The 23,655-nt window shown below is 45.3% G+C and carries 21 protein-coding genes and 1 pseudogene; 17 read left to right on the plus strand and 5 right to left on the minus strand.

Annotation, left to right across the window (positions count from 1 at the left end):
* Positions 1 to 277 precede the first annotated feature (277 nt).
* Entirely contained in the window at positions 278 to 1,705 is a 1,428-nt protein-coding gene (locus ON05_RS34910) for an IS1380 family transposase (protein ID WP_010480422.1), read from the minus strand.
* A gap of 92 nt (positions 1,706 to 1,797) precedes the next feature.
* On the opposite strand from ON05_RS34910, the gene ON05_RS34915 reads away from it, so the two are divergent.
* The 10 genes from ON05_RS34915 to ON05_RS34970 all read left to right on the plus strand — a co-directional run bounded on the left by ON05_RS34915 (position 1,798) and on the right by ON05_RS34970 (position 14,808).
* On the plus strand, positions 1,798 to 2,502 hold the full coding sequence (locus tag ON05_RS34915) for a hypothetical protein (RefSeq protein WP_010480419.1): 705 nt from the start codon (positions 1,798 to 1,800) through the stop codon (positions 2,500 to 2,502).
* A 288-nt stretch (positions 2,503 to 2,790) separates the two neighbouring features.
* Positions 2,791 to 5,130, plus strand: coding sequence for a ribonuclease catalytic domain-containing protein (locus ON05_RS34920; protein WP_010480417.1), 2,340 nt, complete (start codon positions 2,791 to 2,793; stop codon positions 5,128 to 5,130).
* Positions 5,131 to 5,316: 186 nt separating this feature from the next.
* Positions 5,317 to 6,081, plus strand: a complete 765-nt coding sequence (gene rpaB / locus ON05_RS34925) for a response regulator transcription factor RpaB (protein ID WP_010480415.1) — start codon at positions 5,317 to 5,319, stop codon at positions 6,079 to 6,081.
* 440 nt (positions 6,082 to 6,521) lie between these two features.
* A complete protein-coding gene (locus ON05_RS34930; RefSeq protein WP_316964666.1) occupies positions 6,522 to 9,944 on the plus strand; it encodes an ELWxxDGT repeat protein in 3,423 nt (1,140 codons plus the stop codon).
* A gap of 589 nt (positions 9,945 to 10,533) precedes the next feature.
* On the plus strand, positions 10,534 to 10,737 hold the full coding sequence (locus ON05_RS34945) for a hypothetical protein (protein WP_010480413.1): 204 nt from the start codon (positions 10,534 to 10,536) through the stop codon (positions 10,735 to 10,737).
* Between the two features lie 79 nt (positions 10,738 to 10,816).
* Positions 10,817 to 11,239 (plus strand): hypothetical protein, encoded by a 423-nt coding sequence (locus ON05_RS34950; RefSeq protein WP_039781935.1) that lies wholly within the window; start codon positions 10,817 to 10,819, stop codon positions 11,237 to 11,239.
* A gap of 373 nt (positions 11,240 to 11,612) precedes the next feature.
* Positions 11,613 to 12,308 (plus strand): AAA family ATPase, encoded by a 696-nt coding sequence (locus ON05_RS34955; RefSeq protein WP_010480408.1) that lies wholly within the window; start codon positions 11,613 to 11,615, stop codon positions 12,306 to 12,308.
* A complete protein-coding gene (locus ON05_RS34960; RefSeq protein WP_010480406.1) occupies positions 12,305 to 13,228 on the plus strand; it encodes a ParB/RepB/Spo0J family partition protein in 924 nt (307 codons plus the stop codon). Before ON05_RS34955 ends, ON05_RS34960 begins: the two co-directional genes overlap by 4 nt.
* A 62-nt stretch (positions 13,229 to 13,290) precedes the next feature.
* Entirely contained in the window at positions 13,291 to 14,208 is a 918-nt protein-coding gene (locus ON05_RS34965) for a class I SAM-dependent methyltransferase (protein ID WP_010480404.1), read from the plus strand.
* 342 nt (positions 14,209 to 14,550) lie between these two features.
* Positions 14,551 to 14,808 carry a DUF1816 domain-containing protein gene (locus ON05_RS34970; protein WP_010480402.1) on the plus strand — a complete coding sequence of 86 codons (258 nt, stop codon included), beginning with the start codon at positions 14,551 to 14,553 and terminating at the stop codon, positions 14,806 to 14,808.
* 46 nt (positions 14,809 to 14,854) lie between these two features.
* Here ON05_RS34970 and ON05_RS34975 read toward each other — a convergent pair whose 3' ends face one another.
* The gene (locus tag ON05_RS34975; RefSeq protein ID WP_010480401.1) at positions 14,855 to 15,511 is read right to left on the minus strand and encodes a phosphoribosyltransferase; all 657 of its coding nucleotides are present in this window, start codon (positions 15,509 to 15,511) and stop codon (positions 14,855 to 14,857) included.
* A gap of 296 nt (positions 15,512 to 15,807) precedes the next feature.
* On the opposite strand from ON05_RS34975, the gene istA reads away from it, so the two are divergent.
* Both istA and istB read left to right on the plus strand, forming a co-directional pair.
* Positions 15,808 to 17,361: an IS21 family transposase gene (gene istA / locus ON05_RS34980; protein WP_010480399.1), complete on the plus strand. Its 1,554-nt coding sequence runs from the start codon at positions 15,808 to 15,810 to the stop codon at positions 17,359 to 17,361.
* Positions 17,362 to 17,373: 12 nt separating this feature from the next.
* Entirely contained in the window at positions 17,374 to 18,237 is an 864-nt protein-coding gene (istB, locus tag ON05_RS34985) for an IS21-like element helper ATPase IstB (RefSeq protein WP_010474312.1), read from the plus strand.
* A 182-nt stretch (positions 18,238 to 18,419) separates the two neighbouring features.
* Here istB and ON05_RS34990 read toward each other — a convergent pair whose 3' ends face one another.
* A complete protein-coding gene (locus ON05_RS34990; protein ID WP_236618979.1) occupies positions 18,420 to 19,043 on the minus strand; it encodes a lipid-binding SYLF domain-containing protein in 624 nt (207 codons plus the stop codon).
* A gap of 568 nt (positions 19,044 to 19,611) precedes the next feature.
* Complete coding sequence (locus tag ON05_RS34995; RefSeq protein ID WP_010474306.1) at positions 19,612 to 19,794, minus strand: DUF1816 domain-containing protein; 183 nt, start codon at positions 19,792 to 19,794, stop codon at positions 19,612 to 19,614.
* A 124-nt stretch (positions 19,795 to 19,918) separates the two neighbouring features.
* On the opposite strand from ON05_RS34995, the gene ON05_RS35000 reads away from it, so the two are divergent.
* The 3 genes from ON05_RS35000 (at position 19,919) to ON05_RS35010 (ending at position 20,949) form a co-directional block, all read left to right on the plus strand.
* Entirely contained in the window at positions 19,919 to 20,125 is a 207-nt protein-coding gene (locus ON05_RS35000) for a hypothetical protein (protein ID WP_071826360.1), read from the plus strand.
* 121 nt (positions 20,126 to 20,246) lie between these two features.
* On the plus strand, positions 20,247 to 20,726 hold the full coding sequence (locus ON05_RS35005) for a hypothetical protein (protein WP_010474303.1): 480 nt from the start codon (positions 20,247 to 20,249) through the stop codon (positions 20,724 to 20,726).
* Positions 20,727 to 20,796: 70 nt separating this feature from the next.
* Positions 20,797 to 20,949: a DUF4113 domain-containing protein gene (locus ON05_RS35010; RefSeq protein ID WP_236618978.1), complete on the plus strand. Its 153-nt coding sequence runs from the start codon at positions 20,797 to 20,799 to the stop codon at positions 20,947 to 20,949.
* A gap of 102 nt (positions 20,950 to 21,051) precedes the next feature.
* Here the strand turns inward: ON05_RS35010 and ON05_RS35015 are convergent, their stop codons facing one another.
* Positions 21,052 to 22,023: an AraC family transcriptional regulator gene (locus ON05_RS35015; RefSeq protein ID WP_010474301.1), complete on the minus strand. Its 972-nt coding sequence runs from the start codon at positions 22,021 to 22,023 to the stop codon at positions 21,052 to 21,054.
* Between the two features lie 514 nt (positions 22,024 to 22,537).
* Between ON05_RS35015 and ON05_RS35020 the strand changes: the two genes are divergently transcribed.
* Positions 22,538 to 23,173, plus strand: coding sequence for a peroxiredoxin (locus tag ON05_RS35020; protein WP_010474299.1), 636 nt, complete (start codon positions 22,538 to 22,540; stop codon positions 23,171 to 23,173).
* Between the two features lie 112 nt (positions 23,174 to 23,285).
* Positions 23,286 to 23,540: pseudogene (locus ON05_RS35025) on the plus strand (acyl-CoA dehydrogenase family protein); the annotation flags it as partial.
* Between the last annotated feature and the right edge of the window lie 115 nt (positions 23,541 to 23,655).

Raw genomic sequence — 23,655 nt, forward strand, 5'->3', positions numbered from 1 at the left:
GCCTAGTGCACCCAATGATTCATCATGGATTTAAGGGGTAATTACCTGGATTTCTCACAAGCAGTTATCAGAGGGTCGAATTAGCTACAACCAGCAGTGATCTACTCATAAGATTGGCATTGAAAGGTACGGTAACGAGTTCGCTTACGCCAGCGATGAAAGAATTCACTAGATCACATTGATTTTCAGCAAAGATAGTCAAAAGCGGACACCATAAAGCCAGGGTTATCATTCCCCTGTAACTCACTATTCCCTTGTGCTAGCCCATCACTTCCGCCTAGGTGGGGGCAGGCGATCGTTTTAATCTGAGGATGGCGTGCTCAAACCACTGCTGCCAAGGACAGTGTGAGTTGAGGCCGATATAAATACGGCGGACACTGAAGCGGACTTGAGCAGCTACTTTGAGTAACTTCAGGCGAATGGTTCCTAGCTGTGCTGCTTTGAGCGGTGTATCGGCGAGTCCATGTTCGCGCAGGGCATTGAGTAAAACATATCCCACAGATGACCACCAGAGGCGCAGTTGATTGCTCTCAAACCAATGGGCCGAAGTGCGGTCACTGAACAATTCAAGCTGGTGTTCTTTGATCCGATTTTCCATATTTGCCCTTGGGCAGTACTCATCTTCGTAGAGTTTACTGGGAATCACCTCTGATGCCGGAAAAGAGGTGACCACAAAACGATGATGTACGCCTTTTTCGTCATAGGTGACCTTAGCAACCACCCGTCTTCTCTTACTCCAGGAGTCAAGGGTCTGATAGTTTAGGGAGCGATACCATGGAGTCCCTTCCATCGGTGGCTCTACTGTCTGACACCGCTCAAACTCAGCCTTGGCTTTAGCTTCGATATCTTTACTCATTCGCACCAAACGTTCGTTCGTGGCCATAGCCAAGACAAAATCCACCTGATTCTCTTCGCACCAACTCATGATGTCGTCACGAGCATAGGCACTATCGGCCCGCACTGTAATCTTGATCTCTGGCCAGTGACACCTGATATGGGGAATAATACGCTGTAACTCATCTAAAGCCCCTGCAGCAGGGTCTACATTGGAGGGACGTAACCGTGCAGCCAGTAAGTGAGTGCCACAGAAAATCAACAGTGGTGCAAAGCATTCATGGTGATAGTAAGGATTGAAAAAGACCTGTTCTTGCTGACCATGGGCAAGGTCATCTGAGACATCCATATCAATCACAATATGCTCTGGTACGGTGGAGCTGAGTTGCACAAAGCGCTCTACGAAAAACGCTTTCATCTCATCAGGATTGATAGCAAAACGCACGTAGCGGTGGTTGAGGGATTGCGCATCACCATGAGGTGCTTGCTCAAGACGATTGAGGGTGCTTTTCCCAGCTAAAGGGGCACAGCGAGAATGGGTGCTTTCAAGCTGACCTACAGCAATGTTAAACAACGGTTCGTTGCGTAAATAGTCGTGGTCCAGCAGATCTTCGTATCCCTGGACAATCCCATACACTCGCTGGGTAACCAAGTCAGATAAATTGTGTTGAATTCGGCTCGGGTCGCGATGATCGCTGAAGCATTCAGCAAAGTGGTGGGTAATTTGAAACAGCTCATCAACCTGCTTGATCAAGAGTAGGCCAGCATCACTGGTCAGACTACCGCCATTGAAATCTGCCACGATCTCACGAGCGTCTAGTTTGCCAAATTGATGTGTCTGCGAGGTAGACTCTATAGTTGTTGGGGGCATAGAATTAAGGTGCTAGAAACTTTGTGCCAGTTGCATTTTCGCTGTTTTTTGACCCCATTTACTCAGACTGGGTAAACCATAGAGCTAAAGGTATGGCTTTTGATATTCATCTACTCAATCATCTCGACTACGACGAAGCTGAATCCTTGCTGCCTGATTACCTGGATGATGTCGTTGAACAGTTTGTGACGTCTTCACAAGGGGAAGCATATATTTCAGAGCACCCTGAAGTGGGTCGATGGATTACGACCTTCACTGAAATGGCTTATGTCTACGAAGGGTTCACCTTACCCACGATGACTAAGGCAGAGGTGCAAGTCATTATGGAAGATCTCTTACCGCGCAAAATAACCTTGAGAGACCGTTCTGACGCAGAAGATGCCATTTCGGAACTGAGTGCCTTTTGGAACTTTTTGGACCAGGAGTATCACTTCCAGTGCGCAGGAGAAATTCTCAACTATCTCTCTAGTATTGAAGGTGATTTCCCTGATTGGATGTTTGACCCAGCCAAAGGCGGTATGGCGAAAAGCTTCCTAATGGAGGGGATACAAGCTGGATATGATATGACAACTCAAGAAGGGCTGGACGCATTCCGGCTCAACTTTAATCAGCGGCTTTTTTCAGAAAATCCTGATAACTCTTTTCTGCAGCAACTCGGAAATCTGTTCCCAGGCTCTTCCTCTAAAGCACAACCCACCTCGTCAAACTCAAAGCATTCAAAACAACCCAAGAAAGCTAGTGGCAAAGGATTTGAAGCTCTTAATAAAGGCAAGAAATCTAAACGAAGGAAAAAGTAAGTTTCGGCAAACTAGATTTCTGACAAAGGTTGAGGGCTGAAGCTGTACTCCCCGCGCTGACGGATTGCTGTAAAACAGTTAAAAATTACACACTGTTTTTTCCTTAATCCATTAGAACCATTGTGAATAGCGAGTTATGGGATGTTCGTAAAATGGCTGGTGAGAAATTCAGGAATTAGATGTCTCTTAAAACTATCGCACCTTAGCAAGAATCTTAATTTCGCTGGAATATTCCTGCTCTACATTAGAATACCTGCAAGTCTGCTCCTAGCGAGATTCTCCTCCCCTATGCCTTCTTCAACTGTAGAAAAGCTTTCTCAACTGCGTTCTCAACTCCAGCAATGCAGCAACCCCACTGCTGCTAAGGTACTCAAAAGTGCAATTAAAAAACTTGAAGCCCAGCTTGACCCAAGCCAGCCCAAGACCACAGCATCCAAGATAGCCCAGCGGAAAGCTGCATTGAGGCACTCCCAGAAACAGGCCAAACAGAAAGCGTTGCAGCAAGAAAGAACAACGCTGAAACCCCCTTCACTGATAAAGCTGGAGTCAAAGTCTGAAGGCGTATCTCAAGATAAAAAGCCCATAACACTAGATCAGGAAAAACCAATCGAACAGGCTAAGGCGTCAGTTCAAGATACGAAATCTAAATTACCGACTCAGGATAGTCCACCAGCTAAGACCGAAACGACACACAAAAGCAAGAACCGTTTTCCTCCTCAAGCGTTCGCAGCAGCCAAGCGGATTGTCCTTACGGATGAACTCTGGCAACGTCCCCAGGTCCAGGGCATTACCATCGATGGTCCTACTTCAAGGGACCTGGATGATGCCATCTGGATTGAAGCGACTGAATCAGGGGCAGTCCTCTCTGTACATATTGCCGATGTTTCTGAAATCGTAGAAATCGGATCGAGTTTAGATGAAGTGGCAATTGAGCGCACGACCACCCGCTATTTCAGCAAAGGGAATGCCCCCATGCTGCCGAGACCACTATCAGAAGATAAGCTGAGTCTCCTAGAGAACCAAAAGCGTCCCACCCTGACGATCCAGGTCACCCTCGATGCGAATGCTCAGATGATTGACACGGAAATCTTTGAGTCTTGGCTGACTAGTCAAAAAAGATTTACCTATGCCGAAGCATCCCAGCCTGTCTCCCACTCTGCTTTTCAAGAGACCTTAGAGATGGCCCATCAGTGGGCATTACATCTGTACCGGAATCGGCTGACCTCTGGTGCAATAGGTGCGACCCAGACAGCCCAAGGTCAGTGGCTCACGGAAGAGGGCAGTCTAAGCCGAAGTGAACATCATCGTAGTCATATCTTGATCCAAGAATTTATGATCCTGGCAAATCGGGCTGTCGCCCAGTGGTTAGCCGATCAAGATATCCCTGCTCTGTATCGCAATCACACGGCCAGGGCGATTGCCCCAGATCGGGAAACGATGTATCAGACATTGCTGACGCTAGGATCTAGCGCTGCCATTCGCCAGCGGTTGTACAGTTGGATGAACCGTGCCGAGTATGCTCCAACGTTAATCGGACACTTTGCTCTAAACCTGCCTGCATATTGTCACTTCACCAGTCCGATACGTAGACTCGCTGACCTGATCAACCATCGCATCGTTAAAGCTGTACTCAAACAGCAAGAGGTCCCCTATACCGTACTCGAACTTGAGCAGCTAGGACAGCATATTGCCCAAGTCAGGCGCAAAGATGAAGAAGAGACCTCAGAGTACTTTAAGGCTGAGCATCAGAAGGTCTACCAGGACCAACTCCAGGCTCCTGAAGAGCTGGGTCATCTTTCCAGTAAAGAATTCAGTCGTTTGGTGAAGTATGCCACCGAAAATCAAGATATAGAGCGGCTTCGTAGTGAGTTGGTGACTCGTTTGGAGTCAGAGAAATTAACGGTTCAAGATCTGTACTTGTTGGTCTTTCAGAGGAGTGACCGTGAATTACAGCATCAGGTTGTCCAGCATCTTGCCAATCACGTTCAAGAAGCTGCGAGTGTGATCAGCATTGCCTCAAGCCAGGAAAAGGACTGGGAAGCGTTCGAATATATAGAGGTGGGGGATAGCACACCATTCACTGTCTGGTTAGAGGTCAAACAATCTGGAGAATCCTTCACGACTGTTCATCCAGCAGTCCATTCCCGTAAACAAGATGCTCGTCATCAGGCTTGTCTATTGTGGCTAGAAGCCTATCTCCAGAACAGCTTGGTCACTCCAGGAGAGCGTGAACAGCCTCCGTTACCAGAGCCTCAACCTGTATCTTCAGCTTCTAGCAAGAATGCAGAACCGCTGTCCAAAGCTATGCATACTGCTTTGATGAAACCACTCAGTGGTGGTCAGAATTTTGTGGGGATGTTGGTGGATGTCTGCCAGAGATTGAGATGGGAGAATCCAGAGTACGAAATGGACAGCTCAGATGATTGGTTTATCTGTAAATGTGAGCTGGATGTTCTGGGTGAACGGCTGGAAGGTAGCGGGGTGGCGAAGAAGAAAAAATTGGCTAAGAGTCTGGCCGCTAAAGAGGTACTGGAGCAAGTGCGAGAGCTGGCACCTCAGCATTGGGAGGAGTGGTTCCCAGGGGTAGCATTCAGCCAACCTAAGAATCTGACCAACCAAGAAGATTGATTTTCTTCCAACAACGTAGGGTGATTCAAGATAGAGGCGAAGGTGAGAGTGGGGTGGATTAGGGATAGTTGATGCAAGAGTCATGCTTTCGCATAAATTGACCAATCATAAGAATCTTGTCTATCAAGCGTTTTAAGCATTATTGCTTAGGTAGAAATGCTACCTTGAACTTAAGGGTAGCCAAGGATGCCAGACATCATGAATAATCTGAGTAATGATCAGCATTCTATTTTGGTAGTTGATGACGAAGTACCGATTCGACGAATTTTAAGTACCCGACTATCCATGATGGGCTATCAAGTTTTCACTGCTGCTGATGGCGTAGAAGCTTTAGAAATTTTTGAGCTACAACATCCTGACTTGATTGTGCTAGATGTGATGATGCCGAAACTGGATGGCTATGGTGTCTGTCAAGCCGTCCGTAAAATATCGAGAGTGCCGATTATTATGCTGACAGCTCTGTCGGATGTAAGGGATCGTATTACGGGTCTGGAAATGGGTGCTGATGATTATATGATCAAGCCTTTTTCACCTAAAGAATTAGAATCTCGTGTTCGGGTTATTCTCCGCAGACTGGATGCTGTAAAACCATCGAAGTATCATGCCCCTGGTGTGCTTGAGATTGGCTCACTCCACATTGATAGAAATAAACGGCAGGTTTCCCATGGTCGAGAACGTCTCTTCTTCACCCAGATGGAATTTAGTTTATTGGAACTATTGGCTAGCCGACTTGGAGAAGCTGTTTCTCGCCAGGAGCTTCTACAGAAAGTATGGGGATATGGCGAAGAGTCCATAGTTGATACGCGAACAGTCGAGGTTCACATGTCACGTCTGCGCCATAAACTCAAAGAGAATTTAGGAGCATCAGTGATGATTCATACGATTCGTGGTGTAGGTTATGCACTGAAATATGATCAATCACAAATTTTGGCTGATCAGCAGGTCAGCTAGAACACCTGGTTGTTTCTGAAAACATCTTTAGGCAGTACTGGATTGACGTGGCGGGAACGGGGAAGCCTTTCGTGAAGGAATCGATTGCTTCGGCTGGGTTCTGCTTGGAGTGCGCTGTTGAGATTGAAGAGAACTTTGAGTTGAAAAAAGGGGGATGAAATCACTACGATACTGTTGTGAATCAGAAACTATCAAAAAAATAGAATAATTGATCACAATAACGGTTTTAATTTGGCATAACTGATGGAAAGCACTAAAAATTTATTGATATTATTCTACTAAAAAATATCAATAAATTCCAAACTAGAACTAAATACAAGACGTCAATATGCCTAAAAATCCTAGATAACTAATAAAATCACTTAGAAAGAGTATGGTGATTCCAGAAGAATTAGATATATATTCTGTTAAATTGAAAGAATTTAAGGGGAGTGATAAACATGCAAAATCCTTTCCAAAAAGATTCATCAAACGAGACTAAAGTGATGCTTGATGTCCCAGCTATACCAACCACTATCGTATTTATTGACTCAAATGTTGATGATAAAGATACGTTGATTAATGGGGTGAATCATAATGTCAAGGTAGTGATATTAGATCCCCAAGAGGATGGCATAAAAAAGATTACCCGAGTACTAAAATTCCATCCAGAAATTGAAGCAATTCACATAGTCTCTCATGGGATACCAGGCTCTTTATCACTCGGAAATATTGAGTTGACCTTGGAAAGCCTAGATAGGTATGCTTCAGAACTAAAAAGTTGGATAAAACTAGTAAATTTTCCCGCTATTCTGCTCTATGGATGCAACTTAGCGGCAGGAAAGGTGGGAACTAAATTTCTAGAGAAATTACACCATATCACTCATTTACCGATTGCTGCTTCACGAACGAAAATTGGCAGTTGTCTCTTGGGTGGCAGTTGGCAGCTTGGGGTAAGACTTGGCAAACATGCTCTATTCTCCCACAAAGCTTTTACCCAAGAGACTCTAGCTTCCTATGCTGGTATCTTTGCAAGTGTCCAATTAGTGAAAGACATCAATCCTGGTGTTAGTGACTCTGATCCCCGTAGCTTCTTTAAGCTTGGTAACCAGCTATTCTTCGTCGCTACGGATGGTGTCGCAGGTCGAGAACTTTGGGTGAGTGACGGCACTGAAACCGGGACACAGCTCGTAAAAAATATTGATCCTAATAATAACTTCATTAATGGACCCAGTATTTTTGACTTATCAGGCCCACAAAGCTTTACTCAATTCGGTGACAAGCTAATTTTCACTGCTTCTAATGGAGTAACTGGAAGAGAATTATGGATCACTGATGGTACTGAAGCGGGGACAAAACTTATTAAAGATATTAATCCTAGTCAGATAGATTTTCTTTTTCCCAATGATAGTAATTTCCCTCTCCCACGATTCTTAACTGAGCTTGATGGCAAGTTATTCTTCACAGCCAATGATGATATAACGGGCCAAGAGCTATGGGTAACTGATGGCACTGAATCTGGTACACAGTTAGTAAAAGATATTAATCCTTTTAATAATTTCTCTGGCCGTTCTAATTTCGGAGGCCCAGAAAATTTAATTATATTTGATGGCAAGCTGTTCTTCACTGCCCCAGATGGTGTTAGAGGTATCGGGTTATGGGCGAGCGATGGTACTGAAGCGGGAACTCAGCTGGTTAAAGCTATTACTAATATTGCTATCCCATCTTTACTACGTAACTTCAAGGAAGTTGACGGCAAGTTGTTTTTCCTAGGAAATGATGGCACTAGTGGCCAAGAACTTTGGGTGAGTGATGGTACAGAAGTGGGTACTCGGCGGGTTAAAAATATCAATCCTAGTAATGATGACAGATTTGGATTGGCTCCAAGTAATTTTATAGGGATTGATGACAAGCTATTTTTCACAGCCAATGATGGTATTCGAGGTCGCGAACTATGGGTAAGTGATGGCACTGAAGCTGGCACGAAGCTTGTTAAAGATATTAACCCCAGTAACGGTGACTTCCCTGCTCCAAGTGATTTTATAAGGATTGATGACAAGCTATTTTTCACAGCCAATGACGGCATCCGAGGTCGCGAACTATGGGTAAGTGATGGCACTGAAGCTGGCACGAAGCTTGTTAAAGATATTAACCCCAGTAACGGTGACTTCCCTGCTCCAAGTGATTTTATAAGGATTGATGACAAGCTATTTTTCACAGCCAATGACGGCATCCGAGGTCGCGAACTATGGGTAAGTGATGGCACTGAAGCTGGCACACAATTAGTGAGGGATATTAATCCGAGTAGTGATGATTCTACTAGTCTAGGTAACCTTATAGAGATTGATGGCAAGCTTCTTTTCAGAGCAGACGATGGGGTGAGTGGTCAAGAGCTATGGATTAGTGATGGCACTGAAGCTGGGACGCAATTATTTGCAGATATTAATCCAAGTGGTGATGGCTTCTTTAGCTTTAGTAGATTCCAAGCAGTAGATAACAAGTTATTTTTCTCTGTTGATGATGGCATTAATGGGAAGGAACTATGGATTGCCTCTATTCCCAAAAATATTATTTCTGGGGATAAAGGAAATAATGTTCTGAATGGCACTACTGATGATGATTTTATTAGTGGTTTAGAAGGAGATGATGTTATTCGCGGCAGGCTCGGTGATGACCTTATCAGAGGAAATAATGGCATCGACGTTCTTTTTGGTGATCAAGGGAATGATGCGATTGAAGGGGGAGCTGGCAATGATCAGATATTTGGTGATCAAGGGGCAGACAGATTAGAGGGTGGGGCGGGGGATGACATCATCGAAGGCGGAGATGGCGATGACGTTGTGACAGTTAGGAACTTCACGGGTATTGATGTTCTTGATGGAGGAAATGGAGATGACACCGTGCGGTTTATACCCACGGATGGCCGCAATTTAAGTATTTTTCTTGCCCAAGGATTCGTTGGAGATGGCCTCTTAGGGGGGCAAACTTTCAAAAACTTTGAAACCATTGTCACTGGCCAAGGTAATGATCGTTTATTAGGGAATGCACAAGACAACACCTTAAACGGAGGTAGTGGTGATGACCTGCTCAAAGGTGAGCTTGGTAACGATGTTCTATTTGGCAGTCAAGGGAATGATGTAATTGAAGGGGGTGCTGGCAATGATCAGATATTTGGTGATCAAGGGGCAGACAGATTAGAGGGTGGGGCGGGGGATGACACCATCGAAGGTGGAGATGGCGATGACGTTGTGACAGTTAGGAACTTCACGGGTATTGATGTTCTTGATGGAGGAAGTGGAGATGATATCCTTCGGTTCGATCCTAATGATAGTCGTGACTTAAGTATCTTTCTTTCTCAAGGGTTTGTTGGGGATGGTCTTCTAGGGGGACAAACTTTCAAAAACTTTGAAACTATTGTCACTGGCCGAGGTAACGATCGTTTGTTAGGTAATGAACAAGACAACATCTTAGGCGGGGGTAGCGGTGATGACGGACTGTTTGGAGGCGACGGTGATGACGAGCTGAATGGTGGGGCAGATCGAGATAACCTCGCTGGTGGATTAGGTGCTGATACACTAATTGGTGGTCAAGATGCAGATATCCTCGATGGTAATAGAGGGAATGATATTTTGATTGGTGAAGCAGGGGCTGATCAATTTCTGTTTAAGGAAGATCTTCTTGATGGTCAGACTGACATTGATACCATTCTGGACTTTGAGATCGAGGACACTCTAAATTTCAGCTCTTATAGGAATGCGGGTGGCTTCATTAATGCCACGAGAGTTACACAAAATCTACTACGGCTTAATCTGAGTGGAGAGGATATCGTGAATATTACAGGCTCTTCAAGTGCCTTGGATTTAGCTGAGAATCAACTCCAATAGCTATAGATAACGTACGCGACAACTGATTTCGGTTCTGCAATTTAAACCTCACCCCCATAGAATGCTCCCCGCTGGCCCACCTGAATCTCCTAGGCATCCCTCCCTAACCCCTAAACTTTTCAAATGGCGTTAGCACATTCAACCAAATAAGTTGCTTGGTTGGCGACACAGGACCTAAACACCCAAACCCTACCGATCCGACAAAAGACCGCCCGACGAGGACCACCAGCGAACACCGGAATCTCCAGAGTCAATGCTGGAAAGAGTTCTGGAGACGGGTTTGGAAGGGTCGTTTTTTAGTCTGAAATTTTGTCTAATGCAGATAAGGCGTGTTATTTGGAATAGAAATCAACCGAAAATACCCCTGCTGCCAGGTTCAGGGGTTTGAGATGCAGGTTAGTCCCATTCCTTTTGTCGTTGCTCTTGGACGTATTTTTCTGTTCCTTCCTGACTTGAGAATGACTCTGGGTATCTTTCATGTAAAGCACCACCTGTCTTGTCACAGTCTCTGTTGTAGTTAATCTTGATGTTCTGGGGAAGTGGTGAGTTACAAATCAATGGTGTTTCCTTACTCTCTAGTTGAGAGTGGGTGAGTTTTTTAGTCTTACTTAAGTCTGTATTCAATAGAATTCCGGTCCTTGATCTACCTGTTGATCCTGACCCACTGGATGATGAGTTGGCCGTACCTCAAGACCCGACTCCTGCTGTGGTTAGTGGTGGTGGGAAGCGTCGGACTGGGGCCAAGCGAGTGACCCTTGCTGATGTGATGAAGCAAGAAGCTGCTAAATCCTAGCCAAGTAACTGGCGCACCTAGCCCCTAAGTCCCCTCAGAGGCCAGGTGCGCTAGAATCTCAACAGCATGGGTTAATACTATGGTTTACATCCCATCTCTGACTCAGACTCAACTAAGAATTCTTAGGCTTACTAAGAAATATCCTGATAAAGCGGTTAGGCTTTCTTACGAATTACCAATTATTTGCTATGGGGATGAACCAATTGGATATCCTGCGTTTCTTCAAAAGCTAATTGGCTTAGGTTTAATAGAAGTTCACTCTAGGCGAGTGCGTTATGATTCGTCGCGTTATCAGCGAGATTCTTGGAATAAATACAGCGTGGATTTAGAGTTGCCATCCATTTATGCTTGGGGGTTATGGCGCGATAAATATATTGCCAAGCAAAAAGGGTCACGGCATGTTCTCGTGCCTGGAGAAGAATTTGAGCATTTTAGTAATGTGTGGATTCAAGAGATTAGAGTTCAGGCAGTTCAACCCAGCGAAGGGTCAATATTGCAGTAGCGTAATGATTTCAAGAAGAAGTAGGGAGCAGAGCAAAGGCACTGTTTTAGTGGAGCAACGTTACCAGTTCGTAATGCACTATGCTCTTTTGAGTGTTTAAGATGACCAATCTGGTGTCATCTTAGATCAACTCTCGCTCCTGAATTGGCCCTGAAAAATGTTCAGTAACCGACGTTTAATTTCTTTTAGTATCTGAACTAATCCCTTGACACTTCCACGCTCTAAATATTTTGAGAATATCCATAAGCGAAATTGTCTCCAAAATTTCCCTTTTTCAATTAAACTTCTGGTGATAGTCGCTTGAAGGTTTGCTGTGACAAGGATAATTACGATCCATAACCAAGCTGGTGGAGTGATGAAATCAACTCTAACCATGAATCTTGGTTATCACCTAGGGCAACGAGGACATTCCGTGTTGCTGATAGATATGGATCCTCAAGCCAGCCTGACTATTTTTATGGGTTTAGAGCCTGGTGATCTTGAACAAACGATCTGTGATGCTATTTTGGATGAAGGTCTTTTGCCAATCCATAAAGATATCCATCATGTAGACTTAATCCCATCGAATATTGATCTAAGCGCTGCAGAAATGCAATTAGTTTCGACCATAATGAGGGAGTTAAGACTGAAAACTGTTCTGGAGTCGGAGCTAGAGCATTATGACTTTATCTTGATAGATGCTCCTCCTAGTCTTGGGATACTGAGTGTTTTGAGTTTAGTTGCTTCAACTCACGTACTCATCCCAATTCATACTCAACATAAAAGCTTTAAAGGAACAGAGCTACTCCTCAACAGTGTTGCAGCGGTTCGTAAGAACGCTAATCGAGATCTTAAGCTTGCCGGGGTTATTCCAACTATCTATGCCTCTCGTAACGTACAGGATGAAAGTACATTGGATGCCATTAAGGAACAATTATCTGCGATTACAACTGTCTATCCTCCTATACCAAGATCTACTGCATTCCCTGATGCCACCCAAAAGTGTCTGCCTTTATCCCTCCACGATCCTAAACATCCAGCTTTAAGGGTTCTGGAAGATATTGCCAATGGAATGGAAAAACTGTCATGACAAAACGACGGAATAATTTCTCAAAAATGAGAGGGATCGAGGCTTTCCTAGAACCTCCTCCTGAAGCTGCTAAAAAGGAAAAAAAAGTCGATTTACTACCAATCAATGAATTACAACTTCCATTAAAGCAACCTCGTCGATATTTTGATCCGAGTAAGATGCGCCAGCTTGTTGCTTCGATCAAAGAACATGGCGTCATAGAGCCTCTTTTAGTTCGATTGCTTGACGAAGGTCAGCATGAGCTTGTAGCTGGAGAGAGACGTTTCCGAGCAGCGACAGAAGCGGGTCTTGAGAAAGTACCTGTAGTTATTCAGGTATTAAGTGATCAGGAAGCTTTACAGCTCTCTCTAGTTGAAAATTTACAGCGCGAAGACCTCAATCCTGTTGAAGAGACTGAAGGGATATTAGATCTATTCAGTATTGAACAGAGTATTTCCAAAGAGGAGGTCATTGCTTTGCTGAATCTGTCAGCTAATGCTAAAAAGCGAGGCCAAGAATTGACGGACAACGTTGTCCGTCAATTAGAAAGTATGCAGGAAACACTTACCGTTCTTGGACAAACTACCTTAGAAAGCTTTAGAGTCCACCGCCTACCTCTTCTAAATTTACCAACTGATATTTTAGAAAAATTGCGTGAGGGTGCGATTGCCTATACCAAAGCAAAGGCAATCGCACGAGTCAAAGATAAACGAAAACGTCGGCGTTTACTTAAAGAAGCAATAGAGAAACAAATGTCTCTCGTTCAAATCAAGGAACGGATTAAGTCGCTTTGTTGTGATCCCAAGCCAGATTCTCCCAGAGTTGAATTTGAATCTCTCACGCGAAAGATCGCAAAATCTAAGCTTTGGGAGAATCCTAAGAAGTGGAAACGTGCTCAAACTCTTCTAGCACAGTTAGATGCATTAGCGTCTGAGGACTAATCCCTAGATTAATGAAGTAGATCAACCAATGAACATCAACGTTTTTAATTTGGAGAGTTCTGGTGTCTGGTCAGCCTAAAAAGAAGCTTCATTCATCTGACTATTTTGGAGAAGCGCGAGATTTCTGGTGGAATCTAGATTTTTTACAGTTGATGGGGCAAAGATGGCAAGTTGAGAATGTCAACACCGTGCTAGATGTTGGCTGTGGTCAAGGGCATTGGGGTCAAGTTCTCTCTCAAATTCTGCCAGTTCATACTACTTTAGTTGGCATTGATCAGGAACCAAAATGGGTAGAAGAAGCAGAACGACGAGCACAAGATCTTGGGTTAGATAAACGATTCAGCTATGAACAAGGGAATGCTGATGCACTCCCCTCGCCAGATTGCCAATTCGATTTAGTGACTTGCCAAACGGTTCTCATTCACATGGCTGATCCCGTTAAAGTATTGGGGGAAATGATGCGTGTCCTGAAGCCTGGAGGATTGCTTGTCGTCGCAGAGCCTAATAACTTAGCAGGTGTACTGATGTTTAGTAGCTTAAGCACGGAAGGATCAATAGAGCAGATTTGCCAAGATGTGGAGTGTCATGCGACTTGCGAACGAGGAAAAATCAGCTTAGGTGAAGGCAATAGCTCACTGGGGGATCTGGTGCCAGGCTATTTCGCTAAGCTTGGGTTGCAAAACATTCAAACGTATATATCAGATAAAGCGTCTCCCTTATTTCCGCCCTACAGTTCTAAGGAACAACAAGTTTCTAAGCAGCTTTATTTGGATTGGTTTGAGCGAGGACGCTGGAGCAGAGCAGAATCTCTACGGTATTTTCTAGCAGGTGGAGGGACTGAACAAGGTTTTGAGGCTTACTGGGTACAGATGTTGAGAAAGAATAAGTCAGTTGAACAATCTCTTCTTAAAGAGGAATTTTATACGAGTGGTGGAGCAGTGATGTATCTAGTTTCCGGGCGAAAATCAAATAAATCTTAGGTATTTCTCGAACAATAAAGATCCTAGTGATTTGTTGTAATGGTCGTGTCCTGCTCATCAGTCACGATCGCTATTACCGCTACATTCCCTGTGGCAACTATGATCTCCCAGAAGCCCTGAACACGGGACTGATAATCGATCTTCTGAAGCGACTGAGGTCTAGTCACTCGACAAGGCTATTTATGTCATACATAATTAGTCATTCCTGGAAGCTTTAGGAAGTTAAGAGCCTTAGCTAAATTTTGTTAGAACGATCTCAGTCCTCACATAATTCTCAAGTTTTCTTTCTAGTCTTGATGAATGAATGATAAAGAGTAATTTGTAAATTACACCCCTACAAATATGATGGCTACTCTATCAAGTTTCCTGGCTGATCTATCGAATCACCTGGGCCTAGCCTGGTGGGTTGAGATCAAAACGTTATCTCCGATATGCACTTATTTTTTTGGTCCCTTTCTGATTCGCAAGGAAGCAGAAGCGGCATTGTTTGGGTATGTAGAAGATTTAGAAGCAGAACAGGCTCAGAACATAGTTGCCCATATTCAGCGTTGTCATCCACCCCATTTGACCATTTGCAATGAGATGGAGTATTCGTGCTGACTGTCTAGGAGTGGCAGAACTTCAGATACTACGTAGTAACGCTTTTTTAACGATACTTGGATCGATATTTAATAGCTAACAACTTTTTCAACTCTTCATCAGATGTTTGAGAAAAGTCTTCATACCAGAAGCCTATCGAGTACAAAGGCTGTGGGTTTATCAGAAACACCACTTCTTCCACCTCAGTTTTCAATGTTTCATAAGTCCCTGCTTCAATCACTGGAGCAGCTACAACGATTTGACAAGGCTGCTGCTTCTGAAGCATGACAATAGCAGCTCGAATCGTTGTAGCTGTAGCTATCCCATCATCAACAAGAATAAGAATATGATCATGAATACGGGATGGTGGACGATCACCTTGATAAAGGTAAGCTTGGCGGTATAATTCTCGCATCTCATTGGTTGCCACTTGCTCAATAATCTGAGGAGAAATATCTAGTTCACTGACAACCTCATCATTCAACAGTATTACCCCATCTGAAGTTATTGCTCCCATTGCCAGCTCGCTCATGCCAGGGACACCTAACTTACGCACTAGGCAGATATCTGAAGGTGCATTGAGTTCCTTTGCTATCTCAAAAGCAACGGGGACACCTCCCCGAGGTAAGGCAATTACCAAAACATTGGATTGGTTTACATAGTGAGTTAATTGAGTTGCTAACTGTTGACCAGCATCGGCACGATTACGGAGAAGTGGCATCATGACTCGAACCCCCAATATCTCAAATAGTGAGCTTGAGTGATGGTTGCATATTCTTACTTTCCTCGCCACCCTTTGGGAGGGCAACCTCGCCGGTCAAATGGCAGCAACTTCGCCACCCCTGTGGAAGTTATCTTCGCCGGCCCAATGGCAATCAACTTCGCCACCCCTGTGGTAATAACTTCGCTGGATAAGTGGCAGTAAACTTCGCCACCCCCCTAACCATCATTTCGACAGGTTAAACCAGACCAGGCCACCCTCTAAACTTCTGTGCATTAGCCAGAGGAATGGAGACGGCCATGGCCTATAAACGTCAAGGAGCAACCCTGTCGATGAGTAAATTTAGAGAAATTATTCGCTTACATGAACTCGGTCACAATAAATCTGAGATCGCCCGTAGCTGCTTAATCGCCCGTTCTACTGTCCGAGACTATCTGCATCGTGCCCAGCGTCAATCCCTCAGTTACGACCAGTTAAACCAACTGAGTGATAGTGATATCCAGCATTTGCTGGGAAAAGGTCAGCGTCAGTCTTCCCGCAAGAAACCTGCCATTGATTTCGAATATGTACATCGAGAGATGCAACGCAAAGGGGTCACCCTCGGCCTACTGTGGATGGAGGGTAAAGAGCGCGGAGACTGGAACTGTAGCTATAGTGGCTTTTGCCGTCGATACCGTCAGTGGAAAAAGCAGCACTCGCTATCCATGCGCCAGACCCACAAGGGAGCGGAAAAAATCTTTGTGGACTACTGCGGAATGACCGTTCCGGTGGTCCATCCCAAAACTGGTGAGGTGACTCAAGCTCAAGTATTTGTGGCCTGCTGTGGCGCCAGCAACTACACCTATGCAGAAGCGACCGAAAGCCAAACCATCAAGAACTGGCTCGGATCTCATCAACGGGCCTTGGCCTTCTTTGGTGGGGTGCCGGTCGCTATCGTTCCAGACAACCTCAAGTCAGGAGTCACAGATCCGTGCCGTTATGAGCCCGGTATCAATCGGAGTTATCAAGACTTTGCGGAACACTACAACGTGATCATCTTGCCCGCTCGCCCCAAATGCCCTCGGGATAAACCCAAAGTGGAGAATGCGGTGCAGCAAGTGGAACGTCATATTCTCGCACCCTTGAGAGACCAGACCTTTACCAGTTTCAAGCAACTGAATGAAGCGATTGCAGCGGGGCTAGAGAAACTCAACCATCGGACCATGAAATCCTATGGTCTATCCCGTCGAGAATTATTTGAGCAAGTGGACCAACCAGAACTCAGACCCTTGCCCAGCCATGGGTTTGAGTTTGGCGAATTTAAAACCGCGAAAGTGAGTTTTGATTACCACATTGAGGTGAACCGCCACTATTACAGTGTCCCTTATGGCTATGTGGGTCAGTCGGTATCGGTCAAGATCACTGAATCCTTAGTACAGATTTTTCATGACCATCAGCGCATTGCGATACATGAACGTTCAAGCTTGCCGTTTCAGCATTCCACGCAAGAGGGGCATATGCCACCGGCACATTTGGCTCACAAAACCCAATCGAGAGAGACCTTCCTAGCTTGGGCCGAGAAGGTTGGACCGGCAACGAAGCAGCAAGTGATAGAGATCTTTGAGAAGAAAGCCCATGATGAACAGGCGTTTCGGACCTTAAAAGGGGTGCAACATCTCAGAACAACCCATGGACCCGAACGATTGGAAGCAGCCTGCAAAAGAGCCAATGCCATGGGGATGGTGGGCCAACGTTATCTCAAGTCCATGCTCCAACACAAACTGGAATCCGACCCCTTACCGGATGAAACCCATAAGGTGATTCCGATTCACCATGTCAATGTCCGAGGGTCCGAATACTATCAAGCGACATAGGGGGAGAAAGTCATGCAAGCAATGATTGACCAGCTGCAACACATGAAGCTCACGGGCTTTTTGGAAGCTTGGCGAGAACAGCAGGCGATGCCCACCTATCATGATCTGTCCTTCGATGAACGACTGGCCTTGATGGTAGAGCGCGAATACATCCGACGACAAAACCAACGAATGCAACGCCGACTCAGGCAAGCTCGACTGCCAGTGCATGCCACCTTAGATGCGGTGGACTTTGATGTGCCCAGAGGACTTCGTAAAATCCAGTTCCTTGAATTTGCTCAAGGCCATTGGCTCCAGGAAAATCTGTCATTGATCATCCTAGGGCCGACGGGCGTTGGGAAGTCTTTCTTAGCGGCCGTATTGTCCCATCATTTGTGTAAGCAAGGCCATAGCGTCCGCTATATCAAAACCGCTGACCTAGTGCTGGAGTTGAAGTTGGCCAAAGGAGATGGGTCTTATCCCAAACTCCGAAAGCAATTAGCAGCCTACGATCTACTCGTGTTGGATGAATGGCTTAGAGATCCACTGTCTGTCTTTGAAGCCAGAGAAGTGCTCGATATCTTAGACGAGCGGTTCCGCAAAGCCTCCTGTTTATTCGCCACGCAAATGCCCCTGGAGCAATGGCACTCGCAAATTCAAGATCCCACTCTGGCTGATGCCATCCTGGACCGGATTATCCATGATGCGATGAAGGTCTCACTGCGAGGAGAATCCATGCGGAAATTGACCAGCAAACTGACCTTGAAGCCAGAAGGGGAACTGAGTATTGACCGTTCACATGAGGAGAAAACAACGAGAGAAACGACCCCAAGATCTAACCCGAAAACGCACAAGGAGAAGAAGGATGAAAAAAAGGAGGGACAGATGCATGAATAGACCGGATGAGATCACGATCTTCCATTCGTGATATGTATGAATTCAGAGCTGATTTTTTGCCTATGAATTGCAACCCTTAATTCCATATCTACCTGTCGAAAATGGTTGGCCAATATTTTTTTAGCTGGGGGTGGAGAAGTTAGTGCCACTCAACCGGCGAAGTCGTGATTATGCTGCAATGGTCAACGAATCCCAGCTTCAGCTTGTTGAAGAACCTGTTTGAGTGAGTCAACAACTACAGGTGCCTGCATAGAGGACCGCTGGAAAATTTGAGTAGCAGTAATAGGCTGCCCATAAAATTCCTTGTTCAGCTCGTCATCATCATCTAGATCGGAGCCTTCCAGAGTCACCCCACCAAAGAGCCCTTCACTGCGGGAGTAGGTATAGACTTTATCCCCATTGAATCCTTCCAAAGACTCAACGGGTTGTTCTCCCACAGGTCCTGCAGTTCCCGAGACGCTCCCTCCAAATTCAAATGCCCCAGAGAGCACAGTTTTTAGCGCAGTTTGACTGGGAAAGACCAGGATGACATCACTAGATCTAGCACCTGCTTGTAGACCAAAACTACCTCCCGTAATCGTAATAAAGGCTGGATTACTCCAACCACCATTCGGCTTGCGAATGAGGATAACGCCATCGCCCCGTCGAACTCCAAAGATGAATCCCCCTTGGGTGACATTGGTAAGAATGGCGATCGCTTGACTACGTTGTAGGAGACTTGAGGGGATCCGAGTTTTAGGTTCGCGATTGATTTCCGTAAACACTTTAGTTGATTCTTGCACTTCATCATGAGATTCAAGAGCCATTGCGTTTCGCGGAAAAATACAGAGCAATAGACATGCTGACAGGGGTAGAAATTTTAACCAGATAAGCTTCATAACACCAATATCCGTTATCAAAAATTTTAGACTCTTAGAGGATTTTGCTACCTGCTTCATCGTTTTTTAAAGCAGTTGATGGGGTGAGTAGCATCACATCACACCGATGAATAGTCCCGGTGCCACAGCGAATATAGTTAGCGCTCCACATCTGACTGAATCAGAAGTGACCTGATGAAAGATCTGATTTACTTGCTGCATAACTAACATGGACTTTTCTCCTGCTTTTCTAACGAAGAAGTGGGAGTCAAAGCAGAATGGTAGAGAAATACTCCTATAAGAATCTTGAAATTTGGAAGTTCCTGAACTATGTCAAATTTAAAAGCCTTAACTCATTTATTTAATAAATACGTGGACCAATCAGCAAGGTTTCAAAAAATGTAGGAGGGCAATCTTCCAAATCTTGAATGGTGAAGTCTTTCTCTGTCAGTGTGCGCTGGCGTGGCTGGCAAAATTTACTGTGAGAGAAAATGATTTGAGATGTTTTAGTAGATTTTTAGACATATTCCAGTTTTGCAACCTCAGCCTCAGCTTTGCCTTCAAAAGGCCCATAGAAATCTATACAGGGAGGATTTGCAGTACCCACCTCTAACCACCAACCTGAACATAAATCATCATTCTTATCTGAGGCTTTTGACGCTTTTGTATTAAAACTACTTGGGATTATTTTTTTAATCACTTGAAGACTCCAGTCAGTGGGGATTGATTGCTCTTACTACCGAGGTTAGAGGCTAAACCTGAGTATTGTGTGAAGATTTTCCAACTTTGTCTGGTGAGTTCAGGTCCATCCCCATCCGATCCTCATGGAAGGGATTTTCGTACTGACACTACCCGAAATCTTGGAGTATCTGGACTTCAGGGCTTACGTTGAGACGCCAGATGATCTACGGATGAATTGGAGGTTTGTTAGAGAGGTAAACGAGAAATTGAGACTCAGAGTCAAAAATAATCCAGGATTGGTACGTCCATGGAATGCCTACGCATACGAACATGGTCGCTCCTGGAGTTGAGGTGGCAGATCTGGTGGTATCAGGAGAGGATGATGTGAAGGAGACTGTGGGGAGTCTAATTGCTTGGCTTCAAATTGATTCTATGATATCCCTAAAAAATCAGTTGAAATAGCTGGATGTCATGTTTAACCTGCTTTTTTCGCCATATAAAATTATAACTTTTGCATCCTCTTTCCTAATTGCTTCATCTTCAGCCCTGGTTGATGGGGAAAAATTAGGAGAAGTATTGAAAATTGACAAAACCATCTCTATTGCTTCGGAGTATGTTGGAGGCTGCATTTTTACAGGTCTAGGGGCCTCCATTGAATATTGGTATGTGATAAATAACCAAGTTTGCACCAATGAAATCGGTGATGCCTGGGGAAAGACAGTAAAACTCGATAAATTATTAATAGGTGGTAATGGATTTTCAATTGCGACTGCCTGTGCATCAAGTGGGACCAGTATCCACTGTAAAGACAAGCCTAAGTATGTTCCTTTTGATCATGTAGGAAGATGCATCATGCCAGTAAAAAGGACAAATGGCTATAGTGGTGTTTTTTGCATACAAGGGTTGCCTAATAAAGAGGCTGATTTATTGCTCCGATCTATGGTGAAATAAGCCACTAAGAAATTTTTTTCTATCAATCATAGCTCTCCATTCGTTGGTTTAGATATTGCAGAAATGCCTGATGTCGATCATGGATGAGGTCAATGGACGGTTCGGGCGAGGGATGCTGGAGATTGCGGCATTGGGTCTACGGCAGACCTGGCAGATGCAGTTAAAATGGCGCTCTCCCCGATACACGACGTGTTGGAATGAGTTGCCAGTGGCAAGTTGCTGAGGGTAAATTATATTTTATTAAAGTTGATGCCACTTTCGTCAATGCCTCCTTGCTCGGTGCTTAAATATTTAATCGACCTGTGCTGACGGCACAAAAAATCCTTTAAAGAGGTCGATTCTGAGACCGCCAGGTCGCAGGGGGCATCCCGACTTGACGCTTAAAGGCTCGGCTAAAGGCCGCTTCCGATTCGTATCCAATCTGAGCCGCAATCTGGACCATGCTGTCATTTGTGCTCCTCAACAGATTTATGGCCAACTGTAAGCGCCACTGGATTAGATATTGCTTGGGGGGCTGTCCTAATAGTTTTGAAAAGCGTGATGCTAAGGTCGAGCGAGCTACAGAAACACGAGTAGCCAACTCAGGAACGCTCCAATCATGCTCCGGTTGGGCATGCAATAACTCCAGGACCGGACCCACAATCGGATCCTGGATAGCCGATAACCAGCCGAAGTCCTGCTCTGAGTTCTGTTGAATCGAGTGACGCAGAATTTGGACAAACAGTAGTTCTGTGAGCCGTTCCAGTAAACAACGACTCCCCGGTGATACATCTAACGCTTCTTGAATAATGTGGTGTATCCCCATCTTTAACAGGGAAGATGCCGACTCGGATTGAGTGCTAATCAGCATGAGGGGAGGCAATCCACTTAAAAAAGGGGTGAATAACAGTTCTTCACACACCACAAACCCACAAACCATTTGGGTCAATTGCCCCTGCCCCCCATATGTCAACCCCGGTAAACCTTGGATGGGTGGAGGCGAAGCGTTGAGGATATCCAGGAAAGCGGCAGGTCGGCGATCAGGACGGTCTGCCAAAATATGAACGGCGCTGGATGGAATCAAGATCACATCTCCCTGATTAAAAGGTTGAGGATCTTGACTCCCCTCAAGCTCAACCCATCCCTTCCCCTCAGCCACGATATGGAAGGAGGCAATCCGTTGAGCCTCTGCATTCAGCACCGTAGCCAACTCATCAGATGGTGGCGTCTGTAGACTCCAGGGCGCAGACAATCGATGACAAAACTGGATACTTCCCGATAGCCGAATAACTTGCAGTACGTCCGACAGAACATCCATGGCACTATTTTGCAGAGTGAAGCCTCACAACTTGGCGTTTCGGTCAAAAACAAGAGCATCTTAGTCATGGTATCTCGCTTTGATCCAGATCAATATAGATACATGACCCATAAACATGTCCACAGTCGTTTGGAAAAAACTACCATGTCAACATCAATACAATCGAAGCCCGGGTGTCTATGAATAGGGCTCTGAAAAACATTGCCCGAGCAGATCTCGAACGTTCAGATACTGCACCCCAGTACACATCCATAACTATTACTAAACTTTTCTGTAACGACAGCCCAGAGAACCTGCCTTACAGAAAGTGACGTGGATGAGTGAGATATTTCTAAACACTCGCATCCATTCAGATCGGACAGTCGTATAGACAATAGATGGTAAACGTCCAGACTTCTCCTAATCGTCTGCACACTTATGTGGGAAGACAGTGTCGCCTATTTAGGGGTTGGCACAGGATTCTGATTGGGAGGGGTTGATTTGCAAACCAATGGCTTATCGAAGGAGACTAACTATGACTCTTCAACTAGGTGATACAGTCCCGAATTTTACTCAAAAAACAACCGAGGGTGACCTTAACTTTTATGACTGGGCAGGCGATTCCTGGGTTGTCCTGTTTTCTCACCCTGCAGATTACACGCCCGTTTGTACCACTGAACTCGGCAGTGTTGCCAAACTCAAGTCTGAATTTGCTCAACGGAATGCCAAGGTGATTGCCTTGAGTGTCGATGATGTTAACTCCCACAAGGGCTGGATAAACGACATCAACGAGACCCAAAATACCGTTGTCAACTATCCCATCATTGCCGATGTGGATCAGATCGTGGCCAATCTCTACGGCATGATTCATCCCAATGCTAATGCCAAGGTGACAGTACGGACGGTGTTTGTGATCGACCCCGCCAAACAGTTGCGGCTGACCCTTACCTATCCACCGAGTACGGGGCGAAACTTTAATGAAATTTTGCGGGTTCTTGACTCTTTACAACTAACCGATAACTACAGTGTGGCCACGCCTGTGGACTGGACAGATGGGGATGATGTTGTGGTTGCACCCAGCATTTCAACAGCAGATGCGAAGCAGAAATTCCCCAAGGGTGTTAACGAAATTAAGCCCTATCTACGGATGACGCCCCAACCCAATCGATAGCGCCAATCGGGTGTGTTCCCCATTAGTCAACACACCGATGGAGATTCATCTTATGAGAACCCAATCTTGTAGTTCTCCAAATACCGATACAGAGTCTATACCGTCTGCTCCCATGTTGAGCGCAACGGTCAAAGATTATCGAGCGATCGCAAATCAAGTATCTGCCCAACTCGCTGCCCATGGAGTTGAGCAGGATGCCAAAGCTGGCAGTCCAGTTGAGGAAGTAAGCGCTTTAAAGCAATCTGGGCTGCTACTCCTTCCTATCCCTCGGGAATACGGAGGTGCAGGAGCCACCTGGCCTCAGACTTATAACGTCGTCCAGATATTATCCAAAGCCCAGGGGTCAGTGGGCCAACTCTATGCGAACCACACAACCTTAGTCTCTATGGGCAGGCTGGTGGGTGGGCCGGGCCAGGCAGAGCAATATTACCGTCTAACCGCCCAGCAGAACCTCTTCTGGGCCAATGCCCTCAATAGTCGAG

The organism is Acaryochloris sp. CCMEE 5410, assembly GCF_000238775.2.
Classification (GTDB): domain Bacteria; phylum Cyanobacteriota; class Cyanobacteriia; order Thermosynechococcales; family Thermosynechococcaceae; genus Acaryochloris.